Below are 19,007 nucleotides of genomic sequence, written 5' to 3' on the forward strand. Positions count from 1 at the left end.
TCATTTCTAATTTTTAATAAAATTTTTCCTGGTAAATTGGTATATATCGCCAAAAGTAATTATGGTAAATTGAAGAAAAGACACTGTAAATCATCACTTTTTGAAAGAGGCGATTGGATGAAAATCATTATTGCACCAGATTCTTTTAAGGAAAGCTTATCAGCGTTGGAGGCGGCTCACGCCATAGAAAGAGGCTTCAAAACAGTTTTCCCGAATGCTGAATATCGGAAGCTGCCGATGGCGGACGGCGGTGAGGGAACGGTACAGTCATTAATCGATGCCACAGGCGGAATCATAAAAGAGCAGATGGTTACGGGTCCGCTCGGGGAACCGGTAAAAGCGTTTTTTGGCCTAATGGGAGACGGAAAAACGGCTGTGATTGAGATGGCTGCCGCATCGGGATTGCACCTTGTGCCCGCAGAGAAGAGAAATCCGTTTGCCACTTCTACTAGAGGAACGGGAGAATTAATCGGAGCCGCTCTTGATGCGGGTGCAGAGCATTTGATCATCGGAATCGGCGGAAGCGCCACAAACGATGGCGGAGCCGGGATGGTTCAAGCGCTGGGCGGAAGGCTTCTTGATGAATCAGGCCATGAAATTGGACCCGGAGGCGGTGCGCTTTCTCAGCTTTCTTCAATAGATATGGCAGGACTTGATCCCAGATTACGAAATGTAAAAATCGAAGTCGCCTGCGACGTGGATAACCCGTTAACAGGGCCAAGAGGGGCTTCCGCTGTTTTCGGTCCTCAAAAAGGCGCCACGCCTGACATGGTGCGTATACTTGACCGGAACCTGTCTCACTTTGCGGATGTGGCAGAAACAACGCTTGAAACAAGCTTCAGGGAAACAGAGGGCGCCGGTGCAGCAGGCGGTCTCGGATGGAGTCTGCTTACTTTTCTCCGTGCTGATTTGAAAAGAGGCATTGATATCGTCCTCGATGCGGTTCAGTTTGAAAGCAAGGTTCAGGATGCAGATCTTGTGATTACCGGCGAAGGGCGGATTGACAGCCAGACAGTTTACGGCAAGACGCCGATTGGCGTGGCCAAAGCGGCTAAGGCATACGATGTGCCTGTCATTGGACTTGCGGGATCAGTTTCGCGAGACAGTGATGCGGTCTATGCACACGGGATGGATGCCCTTTTCAGCATCGTGCCGGGAGCCGTGCCCCTTGCAGACGCACTTGGGCATGCAGCCGAGAATATGGAAAGAACGGCAAGAAACATTGCGGCATCTTTAAAACTGGCGAAATCGATGTATCTGATATAAAGCCAGTCAAGCACATGCCCGTGCATATTCACCCTCCTTTCTGGGTACAGACAGATAACCAAGCACAACCTAGAAGGAGGACACAGACATGACTGTACAAGAAATCAAAGGCAAAAAACTAGGTAAAGGGATCGCGCCGAATGTAAAACCCGAAGCCTTATTAAACGATAAACGAAAAGTATTTTTGTTTGGTTCCCCGAGTTACACAAACATCGGAGACCAAGCGATTGCGTATGCGGAAGAGAAATTTATTAAAAATCATTTTCCGTACTATGAATATATTGAAATTATGGACTACGCGACGGACGAAGGCATCGAATTGGTGAAGGAGATCATCCGTGAAGACGATATTGTCTGCTTTACCGGCGGAGGAAATCTGGGGAACCTTTACCTTGATATTGAGGAGGACAGAAGGAAGGTATTTGCAGCGTTTAAAGACTACAAATCCATTTCTCTTCCGCAATCCGTCTATTTTGAAGATACAGAGGACGGAAACAAAGAAAAGAAAAAAACACAGGATGCGTACCATCAAAATCCAAATTTAACGATTGCCGCGCGGGAGACACAGACGCTCGATGTTGTGAAAGAAACCTTCAATTCAGATGTCATCTTTACACCTGATATGGTGCTGTCTTTGGATATCGTACCGAAAGAGCTTGAACGGGACGGCGTTCTTTTTATTTTAAGAGCGGACAAGGAGAAGGTAACCGATGAAGATTTTATTTCACACATGATGAAATGGGCAGAAAAAACAACCTATGCGGAGCGTACAGACACGGTGCTTGATACGGTCGATATGATTGATTACGAGGATCGGGAAAAGCATTTCATGGAAATGCTCGACCGCATTGGTTCCAGTAAATTGGTGGTGACAGACCGCCTTCACGCTATGATCTTTTCGATTATCACAAAAACGCCATGCCTCGTCTTTGGAAATAGCTACGGCAAAGCCAAACATTCATACCGGGATTGGCTTGAAAGCTTAAACTTCATTGAATACACAGATAAAAATGATATTGAGGAATTAGAGCAAATGATTGACCGCCTGCTTCAAGCAGAGCCGAATGACGTTGATTTGTCTAAGGATTTTCAGCCGCTGATTGATTTCTTTAGATCGTAATGGGAAAAGCAGACTGGGAACAGTCTGCTTTTTGTGCTAATGATCGTTTTCCAGGCGAACAGTTTCATCCGTGATTCGTTCTCGCTGCGCCGCTTCGTCGGAGATGATATCTTCTTTATTTTAAGCTATATTGACTCTCTACCTTATAAGCCAATGGAATTGATTACACTCGAAACATCAGAATAAACTTTATCAAATGAAAGGTGATCTTTCATTTTATCAGTGACACTATCTATTGCTTTTCCAGACATATGATGGTTAAGGATTTCTCGTTTTGTCTTTATAGCCTGCTCGGCATCTGTAATGTTTTCAAGGATCGAAGACAAATTCTTACGGTCTTCCTGAAATGCATAGCTTAATTGTTTTTTGATTGAATTCATCAACGCCAATTTTTGTTCTTGTCGCTTCTTCTCTTTAAACGCCGCCAATTGTTCAGGTGTCATTTCAGAGGTATTTACATCAGCATTTGAAAAAATTGAAGTGCTTGAATGCTGACTCGTCATTTTTTGCATAAAACGGTCAGCATCTGTTGGTTTCTTATTCATAAAATCCATGTATCTTTCTCTCCTTATGAAATCCCCATTCGACTGGCCGCTGCCAGATCTGCATCATGATACGCATGTCCCATATGTCCGAGATCATCTGCAATCATCTGCAGAAAGTGTTGCAGATTGAGCGCTGCATCTACTGCCTGATCATATTTTTCTTTTGAGTAAAAAAGGTGGTGCGGTTTGTTCATCTTGATCTGATTGATCAGATCATCGACATCGGAAACTGATAATTCGTCATAGGCGCCAAAACCAACCATTCGTGTATGCATATTCCTGACATCCTCAATTGAATCCTTTACTTTGTCATCAATTCTTTCAATCTGGCGAATCATTTTTGACCATTCCGTTTCGGCAATATGTTTCAACTGAGTACTTGTATTCATTAATACATGTGATTTGATCAGAATCGAAACACCTGTATTGGCCTTCACATTCGTTGATTTCATTTGGTTTAGCATCGCTAATGCAAAGTCAGGGTTGTTCTTTAAAACATCATCCACAGTTTGGGCAGAGCCATCTGAATGGAAGCTGTATCGATCCAAGCCGTGACTTCCCATCAAGGCTTCAGCAAATAGTGTAATATCAAGAGATTGATTGCCATAATGTTTAAGTCCAAGGCCCAGCATTTTCACTTCATCAGGGAGGCTATTATTCTGTACACCATTCGGCAAAGCTTCGTCATACATCACTTTTACTTTGCCTACTTCAGCAGCATCCCGATTCAGCAAGGATAATCCATCATTTAAATTAATATATTCTGTTAAACGGCTGCGAAACTCTCCCTTTAACGCTCGGGCTTTTACATCCTCAGGCAGGTTTTCATATATGTTAGGATTCTCGAAAGTGACACCGCGTTCTATAAAGTCATTCATCACGACTGCATAGCTTGCATTAGATCCGCCTAATGAGTGACCCGTTACTTGAATGTCAGCATTTTTAAAGTCTTTATGTATTTTTTTTGCATATTGATCTGCCTGAATGGCCTGGTTATCTGTTCCATCATCAAACGGCTTTTTGCCAACTAGATAACTAGTATCCATGTGAAGCCAATCTTGGATGATTTCATTTGCATATTCAGAGAAACCTGTTACTGAGTCAAAAGAAGACCCATCTTCTTCAGCTGGAATATTGATCCCTTTTTTCTCTAGTTCTTTAATGAGCTCTTCTCTTTTTCCACGCTGATTTGTTTCCTTAATCGTTTCTTTTAATTGGTTAGTGCTGATAGGTTCTGACCCGCGGTATGCGATGATGGCGTTTTGGATTTTTTCAGGGTGTTTGCCTTCATGAGAATTACGGTAATCCTCACGAGAAACAAGAGTAAGAGCGTTAAGGCCCTTTTCTGTTTTTTTATAATCGATAACGTATAATTTTTCTCCATTACTGACTTCAATGGTTTCTCCAACATGGTATTTTCCTATTTTATAAGCATTATTTGAAATCAGGTTGAAATCTTCATCGGTTAATTTTTTAGACATGTATTTATGAGACAATCGCAACACTCCTAATCTTTACATATCTAGTATAATAAAATAAAAAAGGGTGAAAAACCATGTCATTTTCCAAAAAAACACTTTTTGTTGGCATGATTATAGTACTTTTAATAGGAATTGTTTACTTTAATCATAAAAACTCAAATTCTAATCAATCATCAGATAAATCTGGGGGGAATCAGAGCGTGAATACAGAGGAGAAAAATGATCAACAAAAAGCAGAAGAATATGCTGAAAAAATGAAACCGAAAATAAAGGAAAAATTGAAGAAGGATGATATACATCATTTTGTAAATGAGATAACGTTTGATAAGAATGTCTCAATCAGCCCAATGGGAATGATTGAACTAACAGGGTACGTAAACAACAATCCTGAAAAGTTCTCATTCGATGTCTCCTTAAGATATGGAACTGATAAAGTAGATTCAATAGGTTATTCTAAAGACTTAGCGGATCGATTTGAAAACTGGGATGATTTTGATAAAGAGGTTAAAGAAGACTTTTTAAATAGTTTGACGAAAGAAGAACGGGAACAATATTTAAAAGACATTGGAGAATTAAAATAAACAGGCGAAATGCCTGTTTATTTTGATCGGTTTACTTTCTCCTCTGTGCCATTTTCCAAGACGCCAGTTCGGCATCAGCAGCGTAAAATAGATATGGAAAAAGACTGCCCACTGAATGCAGTCTTTTTTTGTTAAATATGAAACAGCCAGACGACGAGCGGCCCAATGAATGAGCCGAGTACCGCACAAAGTGTCATTGAGACCGAACTCATGGATACAGCCAGTTCTCCATATTCAAATGCTTTTGAGGTGCCGAGTGCATGGGAGGCGCTGCCTAATGCGATGCCTTTTCCGAGTGAACTGCGGATACGAAGCCATTTTAGGATCAGCGGCCCGAGAATGACGCCTGAAAAACCCGCGATCATGACAAATACGACTGTCATGGAAGGAACACCGCCAAGGCCGGCGGCAATTTGGATAGCAACTGGGGTTGTGATCGACTTCGGCAGAATGGACAATACGAGGTCATGATTGATCCCGAATGCTTCTGCGAAAATGAGTCCGCTGATCATCCCCATACACAACCCGACCAGCACACCGCCTATAATGGGAATACTGTATTTCATAATAATGTGCCGTTGTTTATAAAGCGGATATGCCAGTGCCACAACAGCCGGCCCAAGCAAAGAATTGATCCATTTTCCCCCGATCATATAGCCTTCATACGAAATATGGAACATCGCCAAACACGCGACAATCAAAATTGTCGTTGTCAGAACAGGGATAAGAAATGGAAAAGGGAATCGCTTGTAGAGCTGTACCATCGCTAAGTAAGCCGCAACTGTCAAAAGAATTATAATGATTGCGATACATGCTTGCTGCATTTCTTTTTCTCCTTTCGTTTGTTGGCTCTCTTTTCCAGAACTTGGCTGGCGGCTCCTGCTGCAATGATCGTGAAGATGGTGCTCAAAACGACTGTAATCAGCAACATCAACCCATTTAATGAAACGAGAGATGGATACTTCATCACCCCGGTCATAGCTGGAATGAATAACAATGGCAGAAAGGACAATAAAAACCCGGCTCCGTCTTCAATAATGGCAACCGGCACAATACGGAGGGCTAAGCAGATCAGCAGCAATACCAAGCCGACTATGCTTCCTGATATCGGTAAATGAAACAGATGCTGAAGTGCTTCTCCGATGATAAAAAACACATATAATATCAACACTTGCAAAATTATTCGAATGATTTTCACAGCAAGTACTGCTCTCTATTAGAACAGCTTCCTCCTTTCTGATTGACTTCCTTTTTGTTAGTTCTGAGGAATGACTTTACTTTCTTTTTATATGGTTGTACTATACAAGTAAATAAATAGATTTTATCATCCAATACTTATTCATACAGATCTTATACATTTGTATTATACAAGTATATAGAATGCTGTCAATGTCAAACATCGGAATGGGGAGCGAAAGCCATTGCAAAAACAGAATCCAGTCGAATTGATTGAATATGAGCTGACCACGTTTATCAGGAGAGCTGTTTATCTGGATCAATCAGAGAAAAGAACAGGGAATTTGGAGAGATCCTCTTACTTATTATTGAGACAATTGGATGAGTTTGGACCCGCTCGTGTAAAAGAGCTGGCGGAGTCGTTTAAGCTTGATATTTCTACTCTTTCCAGACAAGCTGCAGCTTTAGAGGCCAAGGAGCTCATCTATCGTTTTACCGATCCTTCCGATAGAAGAGTCAGTCTGTTTACCATTACAAAACTCGGCAAACAAGCATTAAAGGCAGATCAGCAGATGCGCTTAGAACGTTATGAACAGATGCTGAAAGAGTGGTCAATACATGAAAAAGAGATGTTTGGCGAACTTCTCCAGCGTATGAACAAGGCCTTTGTCGATTAACATCAAAAAACCCATGCGCTATGTTACGTCTGCATGGGTTTTATGGTGTGCAATTAAATGATGGAAGGTCTCATTTGGTGCGTTTAACTGCAGCCCAGACGCAAGCAAGCCCGACAGCCGCAGCCGCAGTTACCGCCGGGCGCTTTGTGGCCTTTGCATAATAGCTTCTTGACCGAAGCCACCCTTTATTTGTCCCTCTGTCATGCATGCCGTAGCCCGCATGGTAAAGCGCGCTTTCTTCACGCGGTTTGGACGGCCTTTCCGCATGCTGGCTGCAGTACATGATTTTTTCCATCAGTCTGTCGGTCAGCCGGGGAAAGAGTGCACCCAGCATGGCGATGGCTTTTGCCTGTGAGCCGATGTACATGTCGCGTTTCGGATGTTCAGCGGCAAACAGAATGGCTTCGGCTGCAGCTTCCGGCGGGTAGATCATAGAGCGGTAATGAGCCGGCTGTTTGTCCAGGTAGCTTCTGGCGTGTTCGTTGTAAGGCGTGTCGATTCTGCCTGGATGGATGAGTGTGACCGAGACGGGTGCCAGTTCTTTTTCAAGCTCCATTCGGATGCTTTCTGTCCATCCGTGAAGCGCGAATTTCGCAGACGCGTAGGTGGATTGAATAACGGTTCCTCTGTCGCCGAACAGGCTTCCTATATTGATGAGAGCACCCGGACCGCCTCTGCTTGTAAAATGTTTGACGGCTGCCCTTGTTCCATAGACCGGACCCCAGAAATTGGTGTCAAACACGCGTTTCATGTCTTCGGTGGTAACATCCATGGCGTGTCCGAAAACCGAAACAGCGGCGTTGTTAACCCATGTGTCAAAGCGGCCGAATGTGCTGATCGCGGTTTCTGCGATGCGGTTGACGTCTTCTTCTTTTCCCACATCCGCTTTTACATAGATGGCTTCGTGCCCTTTTTTCTTTACTTCATCAACGAGCTCCTGAAGGGCGTCTTCATTTCGGGCTGCTGCGACGACTTTTGCTCCTTTTTCGGCCGCCATTCGCGCGGTGACGAGGCCGATTCCGCTTGTAGCACCGGTAATGACGATGACTTGATCCTTTACTTTTTTCAGTTTGAGCTTCGTTTTCGGGTTTTGCTGTTTTTCAAGCTGTTCAGTATTGGTGACCGTATCATCAGTTGTCATCGAGAATCCCCTCCTAGACATGTTTGTCTACATTTACCCCATCCAGAAGGTTATTACCCCTTTTGACAATCCCATGGTTCTTTTTTATATTATATAAGTCGCTCTACCATACCTAGGAGGGAATGTTTCAATGACTAGCAGAGGAGATTCACGTGAAAAAATCCTTCACACAGCGTCACGTCTGTTCCAGCTGCAAGGATATCACGCGACGGGCTTAAACCAGATTGTGAAGGAAAGCGGTGCTCCTAAGGGATCGCTTTATCACTTTTTTCCGAATGGCAAAGAAGAATTAGCAATTGAAGCGGTTACATATACGGGTAAGATCGTTGAACATGTGATACAGAAAAGCATGGATGAATCCTCTGATCCTGTTGAAGCGATTCAGCGTTTTATCAAAAAAACCGCCAGCCAGTTTGACAATACGGAAAGCATTCAAGGGATTCCAGTCGGCTTGCTGGCGAGTGAAACGGCGTTAATCAGCGAGCCGCTGCGTACGGTTTGCATGAAGGTGTTTAAAAGCTGGGAAGCGGTTTTCGCCAGAAAATTAATGGAAAACGGATTTGGAGAAGAAGAAGCAAGCCAGCTGGGAATGCTGATTAATTCGATGATTGAAGGCGGCATTATGCTTTCTTTAACGAATAAAGACAAAACGCCCCTTCTTCTCATTGCCGAACAAATTCCAGTATTGGTGAGGAAAAAAGGGTAGCAATTTGTTATCCTTTCCCCTACAATTATATAGAACGGTCTAGTAGGAAACCTAAAATATATAGACTGGTCTAAATTGGAGGACGTAACATGAAAACGTTAAGTAAACATTCACTGCCCAAAGAAAAAGTGCCTTACTTGCTTCGCAGCGGAGAGGGAGAGCGCTATTTGTTCGGCAGACAGGTCGCGACAGTGATGGCAAACGGAAAGAGCACGGGAGATTTGTTCGAGATCGTGCTGCTTTCTGGGGGAAAAGGAGATGCCTTTCCGCTTCATATTCACAAAAATACGCATGAAGGGCTTCTTGTTCTGGACGGTAAGCTTGAACTGACGCTTGATGGAGAACATCATCTTTTAGCAGCTGGTGATTATGCGAACATTCCGGCCGGAACGCCGCACAGCTACCGGATGCAGAGCCACAGAACACGGCTGGTGTCTTACACAATGAAAGGGAATGTCGCACATATGTATTCCGTGCTTGGAACGCCGTATGATCACGCTGAACATCCGCCGCACGCAAGCGAAGAGGTATCAAAAGAGCGTTTTTCAAAAGCGGCTGAGGCGGCGGACATTATATTTGCGGAGGATGAAAACCGTGCCGGTGCTCCAAAACTAGTGGAGAAGACAGAACTTCCGGCTGGCGTTGTTCCATACGTGCTTGAGTCTGGAGAAGGAGACCGCCTATTGACGGGCGATCAGCTTCACCGCATTGTGGCTGCGCAAAAGAATACGGACGGGCAATTTATCGTTGTATCATCTGAAGGTCCTAAAGGCGATCGCATCGTTGATCATTACCATGAGCATCATACAGAAACTTTCTATTGCCTTGAAGGGCAAATGACGATGTGGGCCGATGGTGAAGAAATTCAGCTTAATCCTGGAGATTTCCTGCATGTTCCTGCCAACACTGTACACTCATATCGCTTGGATTCTCACTATACAAAAATGGTGGGTGTATTGGTTCCGGGCTTATTCGAGCCGTTTTTCCGCACGTTAGGAGATCCGTATGAAGGGCATATTTTCCCGAGTGAGCCTCAAGCTTTGCGATTCGACCGTGTCTTGCAGAATATCGACACATTAGATTTAAAGGTCATGAAACCATAATATCTCCGCCGGGCTTCCTGTGAAGCCTGGTTTTTTATTGTGAAGGTGACGAGATTGTAAGGTTTTTCCTTTGCGCTGCCACCTAAATCGATGTTTCTTCGCTTCTTTTTTTCATACGATTGAGGTATAGAAAAAAGGAGCGTGATTCATATGGCTTCATTACAGCCGACTCTGACAAATGAGCGGATTGGTGTGCTTGACGTGTTAAGAGGAATTGCCATTTTCGGCATCCTATTTGTGAATTTGGCGCACTTCAGTTATCCGGATATGTATTTGTCTATGCTTGGAAAGGATAATTTTTTCACGGAAAAGTGGTCTGGTGCAGACTTTGCTGCAGCAGAAATATTGAAATTTTTGATTCAAACCAAATGTATTTTACTGTTTTCATTTTTATTTGGGTTTGGCATGGTGGTGATGATGGAGAGAGCGTTAAGCAAAGGAAAACGTTTTGTCCCGCTTTATATCAGAAGATTATTGGCACTCTTCATCTTTGGAACCATTCATGCTTTTTTGATATGGGACGGGGATATCTTAACGGAATACGCCCTGCTTGGTTTGGTTTTACTTTTGTTCAGAAAAGCAAAGCCGAAAACACTGTTGATATGGGCAGTCTCTTTGTATCTCCTGTTTTCTCTTCCGTTCATTTTGGCAAGCTTTCATCAAGCAAACGGACAAGAATGGGCACAAGCAGCCATTCAGCAAGCGAAGCAGGCGCTGCATGCTTACGGAAACGGCAGCCTGAAAGACATTGCGGAACAGCGAATCCACGATCGGCTCGTTTATATGTCAATGAATGGCATGCTGACCTATAATCCGCTGAATTTCTTTTTTGCCTCCATCCCATATTTCAGTATGTTTTTGCTGGGAGCTGCGGCGGCAAAATCAAGATTGCTGCATCAGCCGGAAAAGCACCGCAAAGCGTTAAAAAGAGTATGGCTGTCTGGGCTGGTCATTGGCATCAGCGCTCATATATTGTACAGTGTGACCGAAATAGAAGTATTTTTGCTGGTTGGAGCGCCTTTTCTTATGTTTTTCTACGTCACAACGATTGTGTATCTTTATCATAAGACAAGACTGGCTAAGCCGCTGCAATACTTTTCCGCAGTCGGGAGAATGGCATTTACCAACTATCTCATGCAATCAATCATTTGTACGTGGATTTTCTATCATTACGGGTTAGGGTTATACGGAAAAGTATATCCGGCTGCGGGCGTGCTGATCACGATCGCGGTATGTGCCCTTCAAATGATCACCAGTCACCTTTGGCTGCGGGCATTCCGAATGGGACCGTTTGAATGGTTTTGGAGGAGCCTTACGTATATGAAGTGGCAGCCGATCTTGAAGAAATCATAGATAAATAAAAGTCTAGACTCATAATTGACGTCTAGACTTTTCATGTTTTCAATTATTTATATACAACCCGCGTACGGCAAATGATGTCATGAAGGCCTTTTTTCTCTCCGAATGCCACCATGATAAAACCGATATAAAAGATAATTCCAGATACTATGTACGCAAAGTAACGGCCGATTGCCTGCCCGATAGACACGCGTCCGCCTTGTTCATTGACTACTTTCAGCCCGAGAATTTTCTTGCCGAGCGTGCCTTGCATTTTAGAAGCTGTAAGCAGCCCGTAATATAACACACTGATGACAATCATAATCAGCATGGTTGGCAAAAATGCAAGCGTCAAGTATTTCACCATATATTCGTCTTGTGTCATATATGGGTCTGTTGCGATGGATCCAGCGATAAATACGGAATTGATAATAAATAGAATAATATAGCTAGGAACAGATACAATAATGCCATCAATCAAATAAGCTAAAACACGAATCCAAAATCCTGCCGGTTTTTCCATGTATATTTCTCTCTCCTTTGAATTAATCTGGAACAGTATACTTTGTAAAAAAAGCTTTTGCAATATGATATGGTGATAAAATCCTGATATTACTGAAAAATGAGTCTTTTATCCTTTGTTTTTTACTATATAAATCTACCACGGACGGTGAAAAAACAAGCTTTATACATTAAAAGAAGTCATGGAGCAGTGCCAAATGACTGAGGATGCGGTTCGTTATGATGAGAAAATCGGCTTGCTTCCACCGGTTAAACGAAAGGCGAACGGCCATCGAGTGTTTAGTGAGGATGACAAGAAACGTCTGCTGTTCATCAGATGTTTGAAGAAAACGGGCATGTCTTTAGAGGAAATGAAGCCGTTCCTCAGCCTGCAGGAACAGACAGATCGCTTGGATGATACTCAGCGCGAGCTGCTAAGAAATTACCAGGAGAAATTGAAACAGAAGCAAAGTGACTTGCAGCAGGTGTGGAAGCTGATCGAAGCGAAGCTGGAGAAATTAAAGCGGTTTGCTGAACAAAAACAAGCGGAGCCGGCACAGGTCGCTTTGTCATGGCTGCTGCATCAGCCTGGGATTGATTTGATCATTCCTGGAGCCACTCGGCCTGGCCAACTCAAGACGAATATCAAAACAGCAAATCTTCATTTATCAGAAGATGAACTGAAACAAATGGATCAGATGTTCAGTTCTTAACGTTTTTTCCAGTTATACTCTATTTCAAATGAATGGAGTATATCTTTTTTTATGGGTGTTTTTAGAAAACCCATCGATTTCTATTAGATATTACCTTATGATAATAAAGGTTAATATTTCTATTTTAGGAGGTGTCAATTGATCATGTCCAGAAAAAATAGCGTGGTGATCATGACTGCGATTTCTGCGATCCTTTTTTGCGTGATGATTGCTGCGGCTTCACTTTCTCCGCTGGCAGACACGGGGTCCTCAGCCAATCAGTTTAACTCTATCGGTATGTGGTCGGCAATTGGTATGATACTTGTTTTCTATCTCATTCCAATCCTCATTTACATGCTGGGTGTGGATGCAATGAGATATGTGATGGCGGCGCTTTGCGGCATGGGTTTGCTGATTCACTTATCTACTGCCGCCATTGTGCTGATGGTCAGTATATTCAGTGACCATCCGCTCTCTGATGTGATCACTGTGATGGGACTCTGTCTCGCTTCAGCGGCTGTAAACATCATTTGGTTTTTTGCAGCGTTTCGTTCTGCGCCAAAGAAACCTGTCACAAGGGATTTTACATAGTTTTCTATTTTGTGTTAATGCATGATTTTTCTGTGAACTACATTTATTTATTGTTATGAAACTTTGTCGGTGATGATAGAAAAAGAGAACCTGCAAGATGATGCAGATTCTCTAAATCATGTTTATTTAGCTGCTTGAATAAACACACCTTTTTCATGAGAAAACTCTTTAAATCCGTATACCCCATGGTAAGAGCCGATTCCGCTTGTATTCACGCCGCCGAATGGCAGGTTGACGTCACTGAAATGAACGACGACATCATTGATCGCTGCATTTCCTGATGTGGTGTGCTGAAGGACGTTGTCGATCAGGTCTTGGTTGTGGCTGAATACATAAAGCGCGAGCGGTTTATCGCGGTCATTTACGTAATCAATGACCTCATCGATGTCTTCATAGTTCATCATCGGCAGGATCGGTGCAAAGATTTCTTCCTGCATGATCTTCATATCTGGCGTAACGTTTTTTAAAACGGTTGGCGAGATCGTACGGTCGCTTGCATCAAATACGCCGCCGAACACGACTTCGGCGCCTTTCTCGATGGCATCGTCGTATAAAGCTTTGACGCGGTTAAAGTTGCGGTCATTGACAATTTGCGTAAATTTGTTTCGATCCGGCGTGTAATCATCTTCCATAAATCCTGCGTTGACAATGGTTTGTAAAATGCCTGCGAACTTGTCCTGCACGTCTTTTTTAATGAAGATATAATCCGGTGCGATGCAGGTTTGGCCGGCATTTACGAACTTGCCGACAGCAATTTTTTTCGCTGCGTCCATTAAGTCGTATTCACTGTCGATGATGGTCGGACTCTTGCCGCCAAGCTCAAGCGTGACAGATGCCAAGTGTTTGGCGGCGGCTGTCATGACGATTTTTCCGACATTTGTGCTTCCGGTGAAGAAAATGTGGTCGAACGGCTGATCAAGAAGCTCAGTGGCCACTTCAACCTCTCCTTCAAAAATCGCGACTTCTTTTTCATCAAAAGCATCTCGGATGACTTTTGCGGCAATGTTGCTTGTGTTCATCGTAAAGTCTGACAGCTTTACAATGGCGCTGTTTCCTGCAGCGATAGAAGCGGCAAGCGGCGCCATCGTCAGCATAAACGGGTAGTTCCACGGACCGAGTATAAGCGTGACGCCTTTAGGCTCGTACATAAGGATTCCGTTGGCATCAGAGCTTAAGGATGAACCGACTTCTTTGGGTGCCATCCATGTTTCCAGGTTGTTCATATTATCTCTGATCGCTTTTTTTGTACCCTCGATTTCCGCTTTTTTGACCTCGTGATATGGCTTCCGCACGTCTTTGCGGATCGCTTCGATGATTTCCTCTTCATGTGCAATGACGGAATCCAAAAAGCGCTGAAGCTTTTCTTTACGCTGTTCCGCTGTTGAAGCGCGCAGCACTTTTTGCTGTTTTTTCTGAAGCTGGAAGACGCGCTGAATGTCGTCTTTTACTTGCTGTTCCATTGTAAAATCCCCCTCATTTGCTTTCTGCTTATCTCGGAACTATTATAAAGTGGTATCTTTTCTATAAGAAAGACAACGGAGAATCATCTATACGTTACCGTACATATATCGAACATCTGTCTAAGTTTGGAGGTGACTCTTTTGCCGGAATCTGCTGAGGCTCAAATCAAACAGGCGCTTCTGGATTTATTAGAAAAAAGGGATATTCGACAGATTACAATGAAAGAAATTGCTGAACACGCACAAGTGAGCCGCGGGACACTCTATCTTTATTACGAGGATAAGTTTTCAATCATTGAGGATTTGATGAGTGACATGCAGGAAGGATTGAGCGAAGCGCTCTACGAAGCTTTCAAGCACATGGATACACTTCATCTCAGCCAAAAGCGGCAAACAGTGCATCCGACATTGTCTTTTGTTCATCAGCATCAATCCTTTTTTTCAGCAATGATGGTCAGAGACAACGTACCGTATCACAATTTCCACCGGTTTTTTAAAGATGTGTTTCAGCAGGATGTCATGCTGTCTCCGATTCATGTGAATTTAACGCCGATGGAGCAGGAGATTTACGGACATTACAGAGCATTGTATACGTATGCGATTATTTTGTACTGGCTGAATGAGGATGCGTCTGCATCTCCGCAAGCCATCAGCCACAAGGTATGGGAACTCGTTTCTCAGAAACGGTTTTATTGGCTGTTTGGGCAGGCTGCTGAAGCGGAGCCGGAGGAGAATAAGCAAATTGACCGGCGTGTTGTCCGCACGAGACAGGCGCTGCAAGAGGCTTTGCTGGACGTATTGGCGGAGAAAAAAGACTATGCGGCGGTGACCATTTCGGATATCACCAGAAAAAGCAACATCCGCAGGGCGACCTTTTATGATCACTATGCCAATAAAGATGACCTGTTACAAGCGATGATTCATCAATCGTGTGCAGATATGATTGATCGGCTGACGGTGAGTGCCAGTCCGGATGAGCTTTCTTTAGCGGAAGCTGAGACGGCGCTTGCCAGCCTGCTTTCTGCATTATCGGAACGCTCGCCCATTGTCCGGTTTCTCAATCCTGAATGGGGAATTCCTCATGTGATACCCAGCATGTTCAAAGCCCTGGAATCTTTTTACCTGCATCAGCAGCTTGATATCCGCGCGGGGAAGAAACTTTATGCTTATTATGTTTCCGCTATGATTATCGGTTTGATGTTGTATCGGCTGGATGAGGGAAAGGCGCACGATCCGGGGGTGCTGGCCAGGGAGTTTTTGCAGTTTTTGGATGTGAAGAAGTATAAGATTATATTGCTTTGAACAACAAAAAAGAGAGGGGCTGAATCCCCTCTCTTATTTCGTTTCTTCCTTCCATTTTTCATCAATCAGCATCTTGCCAGGCCATGTATACGCCATGATGCCCCCGTCTGCGGTGATGTCTTCGCCTGTGACGTATGAGCTGTCGTCAGAAGCGAGGAACAGCGCCACCGTCGCCATTTCCTTCGGTTTGCCGAGGCGGCCGAGCGGTGTGATCCATTTGTTGGCTTCGCGGAATTTCTCGCCCATTTCCTGTTCCTTGGTGCCGGCCAGTTTATCAATCAGCGGCGTTTCGATCGTGCCCGGAGAAATGGAATTGACGCGGATGCCGTTTCGCGCGTAGTCGATCGCCATCGCTTTTGTCAGGTTGGTGATACCGCCTTTTGCGGCGTTATAGCCGGAGCGGTCGAGGTCCGCGGCCCGGCCTGACATGGAGGAGGTGTTGATAATGGAGCCTCCTTTTTCGAGCATGAGCGGAATCAGATATTTGCTGCAAAGGAATGTGCCGCGCAGGTCGACGGCCATAATACGGTCAAACAGCTCAACGGGGTATTCGTGCACCTTTCCGCCTTCCTGATCGACGCCGGCGTTATTAAACAGAATATCAATCGTTCCGCAGGCGTCCTTGATTTGCTCAGCAAATGCTTTCACACTGTTTTCATCTGACACATCGAGGTGAAAGGCATCCGCCTGTCCTCCGTTTTGTCTGATTGCTTCAACTGTATCTTCCATTTGATCTGTATTGATGTCTCCAATCATCACACGCGCGCCTTCATTGGCAAAAACCTCTGCCGTTGCTTGTCCAATGCCTGTTGCGGCGCCTGTGATCACAGCGGTTTTGTTATCAAGTCTTCCCATAACACAAATCCTCCTTTTTCTAGTTGTCTTCCCGCTGTGTGCAGTGATAAACATGTGAGAAAAGTAATACCTGCATATGTTAAAATGAACTAGAAATTGTTGGGAGGTTTTAAGTGTTTTGAAGATACAGCATAAGAAGGAACTCAAATTTTATAGTCTCATTACGATTCCGGCTGCGTTTGCTGTGCTGACTGTCATCTCTTTTTTATTGCAAGAGATTACGTTTCCGGTTACAGCTAGCGCATTTCTGAATGCTTCATGGCATAATCTATTGTTTCTGATACCGTTCTGTTTGTTTTTCTATCCGGTGCATATTTGGATGAAGCGGGAGTTTAGCCGATGGAATGATGCAGGACAAAAGAGAGGCTGATCCTCTCTTTTTCTTATCAGACTGTCTAGAAAAAATAGTGAAAACACCCCCAACTAATGTTAAATTTACATATATATGCATCTATCAATCTTTGATGGAAACCGTATTGACATGAGTCATCATTTATGATAAATAGATGCTGAAAAGAGTTTACATAACATCACAAAGCATGAAAAAGGAGCGAGCTGAATGGCCAAAAAAGAGTTTAAAGCAGAGTCCAAACGACTGCTGGATATGATGATTAACTCCATTTACACTCAAAAAGAAATCTTTCTTCGCGAGTTAATTTCCAATGCGAGTGACGCGATTGACAAAATCTATTACAAGGCGCTGACAGATGATGCGCTAACCTTCGATAAAGACAATTACTACATAAAAGTCGCGGCTGACAAAGGCGCGAGAACACTGACCATCACGGATACAGGGATTGGAATGACAAAGGACGAGCTTGAACAGCACCTCGGTACGATCGCGAAAAGCGGCTCTCTTGCGTTTAAAAAAGAAAACGAACTGAAGGACGGCCATGACATCATCGGGCAATTCGGTGTCGGATTTTATGCGGCATTTATGGTTGCCGATGTGGTGACCGTTATCAGTAAGGCGCTCGGCAGCGAAGAAGCGTATAAATGGGAATCTGCTGGCGCAGACGGCTATACAATTGAGCCGTGTGAAAAGGATTCTGTCGGCACAGACATTATCCTGAAGATCAAAGAGAACACGGAAGATGAGAGCTATGATGAGTTTTTAGAAGAATATCGTTTAAAAGCGATCATCAAAAAGTACTCTGACTTCATTCGCTACCCGATCAAAATGGATACAACGGTTAATAAGCCGAAGGAAGGCAGCGACAATGAATTTGAAGAGGTGCAGGAGGAACAGACGGTTAACAGCATGGTGCCGATCTGGAGAAAAAACAAGAGCGAGCTGACAGATGAGGACTATGAGACGTTCTACGCTGAAAAGCATTACGGATTTGATAAACCGCTCACTCATGTCCATATCAGTGTTGACGGTGCCGTGCGCTACAACGCCATTTTATTTATTCCTGAAAACATGCCGTTTGACTATTATTCTAAGGAATATGAGAAAGGCTTGGAGCTCTATTCCAACGGCGTGCTCATCATGAACAAATGCGCGGATCTGCTGCCGGACCACTTCAGCTTTGTAAAGGGTATGGTCGATTCTGAGGACCTGTCGCTGAACATTTCCAGAGAAATGCTGCAGCATGACCGCCAGCTGAAGCTGATTGCGAAAAACATCAGCAAAAAGATCAAAAGCGAGCTGCAGAGCCTGCTGAAAAAAGACAGAGAAAAATATGAGACCTTCTACAAATCGTTCGGCAGACAGCTGAAGTTCGGCGTGTACAATGATTTTGGCGCGAATAAAGATCAATTGAAGGATCTCTTATTATTCTACTCTTCCAAAGAGAAAAAACTGGTCAGCCTGGACGAGTACGTATCCAGAATGCCTGAAGAGCAGAAATATATTTACTATGCGACCGGTGATTCATACGACCGCATTGAAAAACTGCCGCAAACGGAAATGGTAGCGGACAAAGGCTATGAAATTCTTTACTTTACAGAGGATATCGATGAATTTGCGATCAAAATGCTCGCTTCATATCAGGAAAAAGAGTTCAAATCTGTATCAAGCGGCGATCTTGGCATCGATTCAGAAGAGGATCAAAAGCAGTCTGAAGAAGAGGAAAGCAAGTACAAGGATCTGTTTGAGGAAATGAAAAATATTCTGTCTGACAAAGTGAAAAACGTCAGAGTATCGAAACGCCTTAAATCTCATCCGGTCTGCCTTGCAGCTGACGGTGAAGTGACAATCGAGATGGAAAAAATTTTAAACGCGATGCCGGACAGCCAAAATGTAAAAGCGGACAAAGTGCTGGAAATCAACCCGAATCACGAGGTATTCAAGACGCTGCAGAACGCTTTCGAACAAGATAAAGAGAAACTAAGCCTGTACACAAATCTCCTGTATAACCAGGCGCTTCTGATCGAAGGTCTGCCGATTCAGGACCCTGTGGAATTTACGAACAATATGTGCAAGGTGATGGTGTAACCATAAAAAAGGAATCGTCCCGATGAGACGAT

The 19,007-nt window shown here is 43.9% G+C and carries 20 protein-coding genes; 12 read left to right on the plus strand and 8 right to left on the minus strand.

Annotated elements, in window-relative coordinates:
* Window positions 1–117: 117 nt before the first annotated feature.
* Both ACQVGS_RS00730 and ACQVGS_RS00735 read left to right on the plus strand, forming a co-directional pair.
* A complete protein-coding gene (locus ACQVGS_RS00730) occupies window positions 118–1,266 on the plus strand; it encodes a glycerate kinase (RefSeq protein ID WP_491830710.1) in 1,149 nt (382 codons plus the stop codon).
* Window positions 1,267–1,354: 88 nt separating this feature from the next.
* A complete protein-coding gene (locus ACQVGS_RS00735) occupies window positions 1,355–2,386 on the plus strand; it encodes a polysaccharide pyruvyl transferase family protein (RefSeq protein ID WP_024123479.1) in 1,032 nt (343 codons plus the stop codon).
* A gap of 143 nt (window positions 2,387–2,529) precedes the next feature.
* Here ACQVGS_RS00735 and ACQVGS_RS00740 read toward each other — a convergent pair whose 3' ends face one another.
* Together ACQVGS_RS00740 and ACQVGS_RS00745 are read right to left on the minus strand one after the other, a co-directional pair.
* Window positions 2,530–2,940: a hypothetical protein gene (locus ACQVGS_RS00740; protein WP_044160136.1), complete on the minus strand. Its 411-nt coding sequence runs from the start codon at window positions 2,938–2,940 to the stop codon at window positions 2,530–2,532.
* A 14-nt stretch (window positions 2,941–2,954) separates the two neighbouring features.
* On the minus strand, window positions 2,955–4,412 hold the full coding sequence (locus ACQVGS_RS00745; protein WP_491831865.1) for a lipase: 1,458 nt from the start codon (window positions 4,410–4,412) through the stop codon (window positions 2,955–2,957).
* Between the two features lie 74 nt (window positions 4,413–4,486).
* Here ACQVGS_RS00745 and ACQVGS_RS00750 point away from each other — a divergent pair, with 74 nt between their 5' ends.
* On the plus strand, window positions 4,487–4,993 hold the full coding sequence (locus ACQVGS_RS00750; RefSeq protein ID WP_216394725.1) for a DUF1433 domain-containing protein: 507 nt from the start codon (window positions 4,487–4,489) through the stop codon (window positions 4,991–4,993).
* A 131-nt stretch (window positions 4,994–5,124) separates the two neighbouring features.
* Here the strand turns inward: ACQVGS_RS00750 and ACQVGS_RS00755 are convergent, their stop codons facing one another.
* Both ACQVGS_RS00755 and ACQVGS_RS00760 read right to left on the minus strand, forming a co-directional pair.
* Window positions 5,125–5,817 carry an LrgB family protein gene (locus tag ACQVGS_RS00755; protein ID WP_216394724.1) on the minus strand — a complete coding sequence of 231 codons (693 nt, stop codon included), beginning with the start codon at window positions 5,815–5,817 and terminating at the stop codon, window positions 5,125–5,127.
* Window positions 5,787–6,191, minus strand: a complete 405-nt coding sequence (locus ACQVGS_RS00760; protein WP_095712610.1) for a CidA/LrgA family holin-like protein — start codon at window positions 6,189–6,191, stop codon at window positions 5,787–5,789. Before ACQVGS_RS00760 ends, ACQVGS_RS00755 begins: the two co-directional genes overlap by 31 nt.
* Window positions 6,192–6,414: 223 nt before the next feature.
* On the opposite strand from ACQVGS_RS00760, the gene ACQVGS_RS00765 reads away from it, so the two are divergent.
* On the plus strand, window positions 6,415–6,846 hold the full coding sequence (locus ACQVGS_RS00765) for a MarR family winged helix-turn-helix transcriptional regulator (protein ID WP_095712611.1): 432 nt from the start codon (window positions 6,415–6,417) through the stop codon (window positions 6,844–6,846).
* Between the two features lie 70 nt (window positions 6,847–6,916).
* Here the strand turns inward: ACQVGS_RS00765 and ACQVGS_RS00770 are convergent, their stop codons facing one another.
* Window positions 6,917–7,987 carry an SDR family oxidoreductase gene (locus tag ACQVGS_RS00770; protein ID WP_106019852.1) on the minus strand — a complete coding sequence of 357 codons (1,071 nt, stop codon included), beginning with the start codon at window positions 7,985–7,987 and terminating at the stop codon, window positions 6,917–6,919.
* Between the two features lie 130 nt (window positions 7,988–8,117).
* Between ACQVGS_RS00770 and yxaF the strand changes: the two genes are divergently transcribed.
* The 3 genes from yxaF (at window position 8,118) to ACQVGS_RS00785 (ending at window position 11,149) form a co-directional block, all read left to right on the plus strand.
* Window positions 8,118–8,693: a transcriptional regulator YxaF gene (gene yxaF / locus ACQVGS_RS00775; RefSeq protein WP_101859680.1), complete on the plus strand. Its 576-nt coding sequence runs from the start codon at window positions 8,118–8,120 to the stop codon at window positions 8,691–8,693.
* An 89-nt stretch (window positions 8,694–8,782) separates the two neighbouring features.
* A complete protein-coding gene (locus tag ACQVGS_RS00780; protein WP_106021852.1) occupies window positions 8,783–9,796 on the plus strand; it encodes a quercetin 2,3-dioxygenase in 1,014 nt (337 codons plus the stop codon).
* Window positions 9,797–9,946: 150 nt separating this feature from the next.
* Entirely contained in the window at window positions 9,947–11,149 is a 1,203-nt protein-coding gene (locus ACQVGS_RS00785; protein ID WP_106019850.1) for a DUF418 domain-containing protein, read from the plus strand.
* Window positions 11,150–11,201: 52 nt separating this feature from the next.
* Here ACQVGS_RS00785 and ACQVGS_RS00790 read toward each other — a convergent pair whose 3' ends face one another.
* Window positions 11,202–11,657: an RDD family protein gene (locus tag ACQVGS_RS00790; RefSeq protein WP_106021853.1), complete on the minus strand. Its 456-nt coding sequence runs from the start codon at window positions 11,655–11,657 to the stop codon at window positions 11,202–11,204.
* A gap of 196 nt (window positions 11,658–11,853) precedes the next feature.
* Between ACQVGS_RS00790 and ACQVGS_RS00795 the strand changes: the two genes are divergently transcribed.
* Window positions 11,854–12,348, plus strand: a complete 495-nt coding sequence (locus ACQVGS_RS00795) for an aldo/keto reductase (protein ID WP_491830716.1) — start codon at window positions 11,854–11,856, stop codon at window positions 12,346–12,348.
* Window positions 12,349–12,492: 144 nt separating this feature from the next.
* Window positions 12,493–12,918, plus strand: a complete 426-nt coding sequence (locus ACQVGS_RS00800) for a DUF5391 family protein (RefSeq protein WP_024123470.1) — start codon at window positions 12,493–12,495, stop codon at window positions 12,916–12,918.
* 122 nt (window positions 12,919–13,040) lie between these two features.
* On the opposite strand, the gene ACQVGS_RS00805 is transcribed toward ACQVGS_RS00800, so the two are convergent.
* A complete protein-coding gene (locus ACQVGS_RS00805) occupies window positions 13,041–14,378 on the minus strand; it encodes an aldehyde dehydrogenase family protein (protein WP_284560007.1) in 1,338 nt (445 codons plus the stop codon).
* 141 nt (window positions 14,379–14,519) lie between these two features.
* Between ACQVGS_RS00805 and ACQVGS_RS00810 the strand changes: the two genes are divergently transcribed.
* Window positions 14,520–15,680, plus strand: a complete 1,161-nt coding sequence (locus tag ACQVGS_RS00810; RefSeq protein ID WP_127696285.1) for a TetR/AcrR family transcriptional regulator — start codon at window positions 14,520–14,522, stop codon at window positions 15,678–15,680.
* 33 nt (window positions 15,681–15,713) lie between these two features.
* Here ACQVGS_RS00810 and ACQVGS_RS00815 read toward each other — a convergent pair whose 3' ends face one another.
* A complete protein-coding gene (locus tag ACQVGS_RS00815) occupies window positions 15,714–16,535 on the minus strand; it encodes an SDR family oxidoreductase (RefSeq protein ID WP_106021857.1) in 822 nt (273 codons plus the stop codon).
* A gap of 118 nt (window positions 16,536–16,653) precedes the next feature.
* Between ACQVGS_RS00815 and ACQVGS_RS00820 the strand changes: the two genes are divergently transcribed.
* On the plus strand, window positions 16,654–16,905 hold the full coding sequence (locus ACQVGS_RS00820) for a hypothetical protein (protein WP_106021858.1): 252 nt from the start codon (window positions 16,654–16,656) through the stop codon (window positions 16,903–16,905).
* Window positions 16,906–17,094: 189 nt separating this feature from the next.
* Window positions 17,095–18,975, plus strand: coding sequence for a molecular chaperone HtpG (gene htpG / locus ACQVGS_RS00825; protein ID WP_024123457.1), 1,881 nt, complete (start codon window positions 17,095–17,097; stop codon window positions 18,973–18,975).
* The last annotated feature ends 32 nt before the right edge of the window (window positions 18,976–19,007 follow it).

This window comes from Bacillus sp. SD127 (assembly GCF_058566445.1).

Coding starts and splice junctions, on each gene's coding strand:
- ACQVGS_RS00730 (WP_491830710.1), top strand. CDS start 118: ATGAAAATCATTATTGCACCAGATTCTTTTAAGGAAAGCTTATCAGCG.
- ACQVGS_RS00735 (WP_024123479.1), top strand. CDS start 1,355: ATGACTGTACAAGAAATCAAAGGCAAAAAACTAGGTAAAGGGATCGCG.
- ACQVGS_RS00740 (WP_044160136.1), bottom strand. CDS start 2,940: ATGGATTTTATGAATAAGAAACCAACAGATGCTGACCGTTTTATGCAA.
- ACQVGS_RS00745 (WP_491831865.1), bottom strand. CDS start 4,412: ATGTCTAAAAAATTAACCGATGAAGATTTCAACCTGATTTCAAATAAT.
- ACQVGS_RS00750 (WP_216394725.1), top strand. CDS start 4,487: ATGTCATTTTCCAAAAAAACACTTTTTGTTGGCATGATTATAGTACTT.
- ACQVGS_RS00755 (WP_216394724.1), bottom strand. CDS start 5,817: ATGCAGCAAGCATGTATCGCAATCATTATAATTCTTTTGACAGTTGCG.
- ACQVGS_RS00770 (WP_106019852.1), bottom strand. CDS start 7,987: ATGACAACTGATGATACGGTCACCAATACTGAACAGCTTGAAAAACAG.
- yxaF (WP_101859680.1), top strand. CDS start 8,118: ATGACTAGCAGAGGAGATTCACGTGAAAAAATCCTTCACACAGCGTCA.
- ACQVGS_RS00780 (WP_106021852.1), top strand. CDS start 8,783: ATGAAAACGTTAAGTAAACATTCACTGCCCAAAGAAAAAGTGCCTTAC.
- ACQVGS_RS00785 (WP_106019850.1), top strand. CDS start 9,947: ATGGCTTCATTACAGCCGACTCTGACAAATGAGCGGATTGGTGTGCTT.
- ACQVGS_RS00790 (WP_106021853.1), bottom strand. CDS start 11,657: ATGGAAAAACCGGCAGGATTTTGGATTCGTGTTTTAGCTTATTTGATT.
- ACQVGS_RS00795 (WP_491830716.1), top strand. CDS start 11,854: ATGACTGAGGATGCGGTTCGTTATGATGAGAAAATCGGCTTGCTTCCA.
- ACQVGS_RS00800 (WP_024123470.1), top strand. CDS start 12,493: ATGTCCAGAAAAAATAGCGTGGTGATCATGACTGCGATTTCTGCGATC.
- ACQVGS_RS00805 (WP_284560007.1), bottom strand. CDS start 14,378: ATGGAACAGCAAGTAAAAGACGACATTCAGCGCGTCTTCCAGCTTCAG.
- ACQVGS_RS00815 (WP_106021857.1), bottom strand. CDS start 16,535: ATGGGAAGACTTGATAACAAAACCGCTGTGATCACAGGCGCCGCAACA.
- htpG (WP_024123457.1), top strand. CDS start 17,095: ATGGCCAAAAAAGAGTTTAAAGCAGAGTCCAAACGACTGCTGGATATG.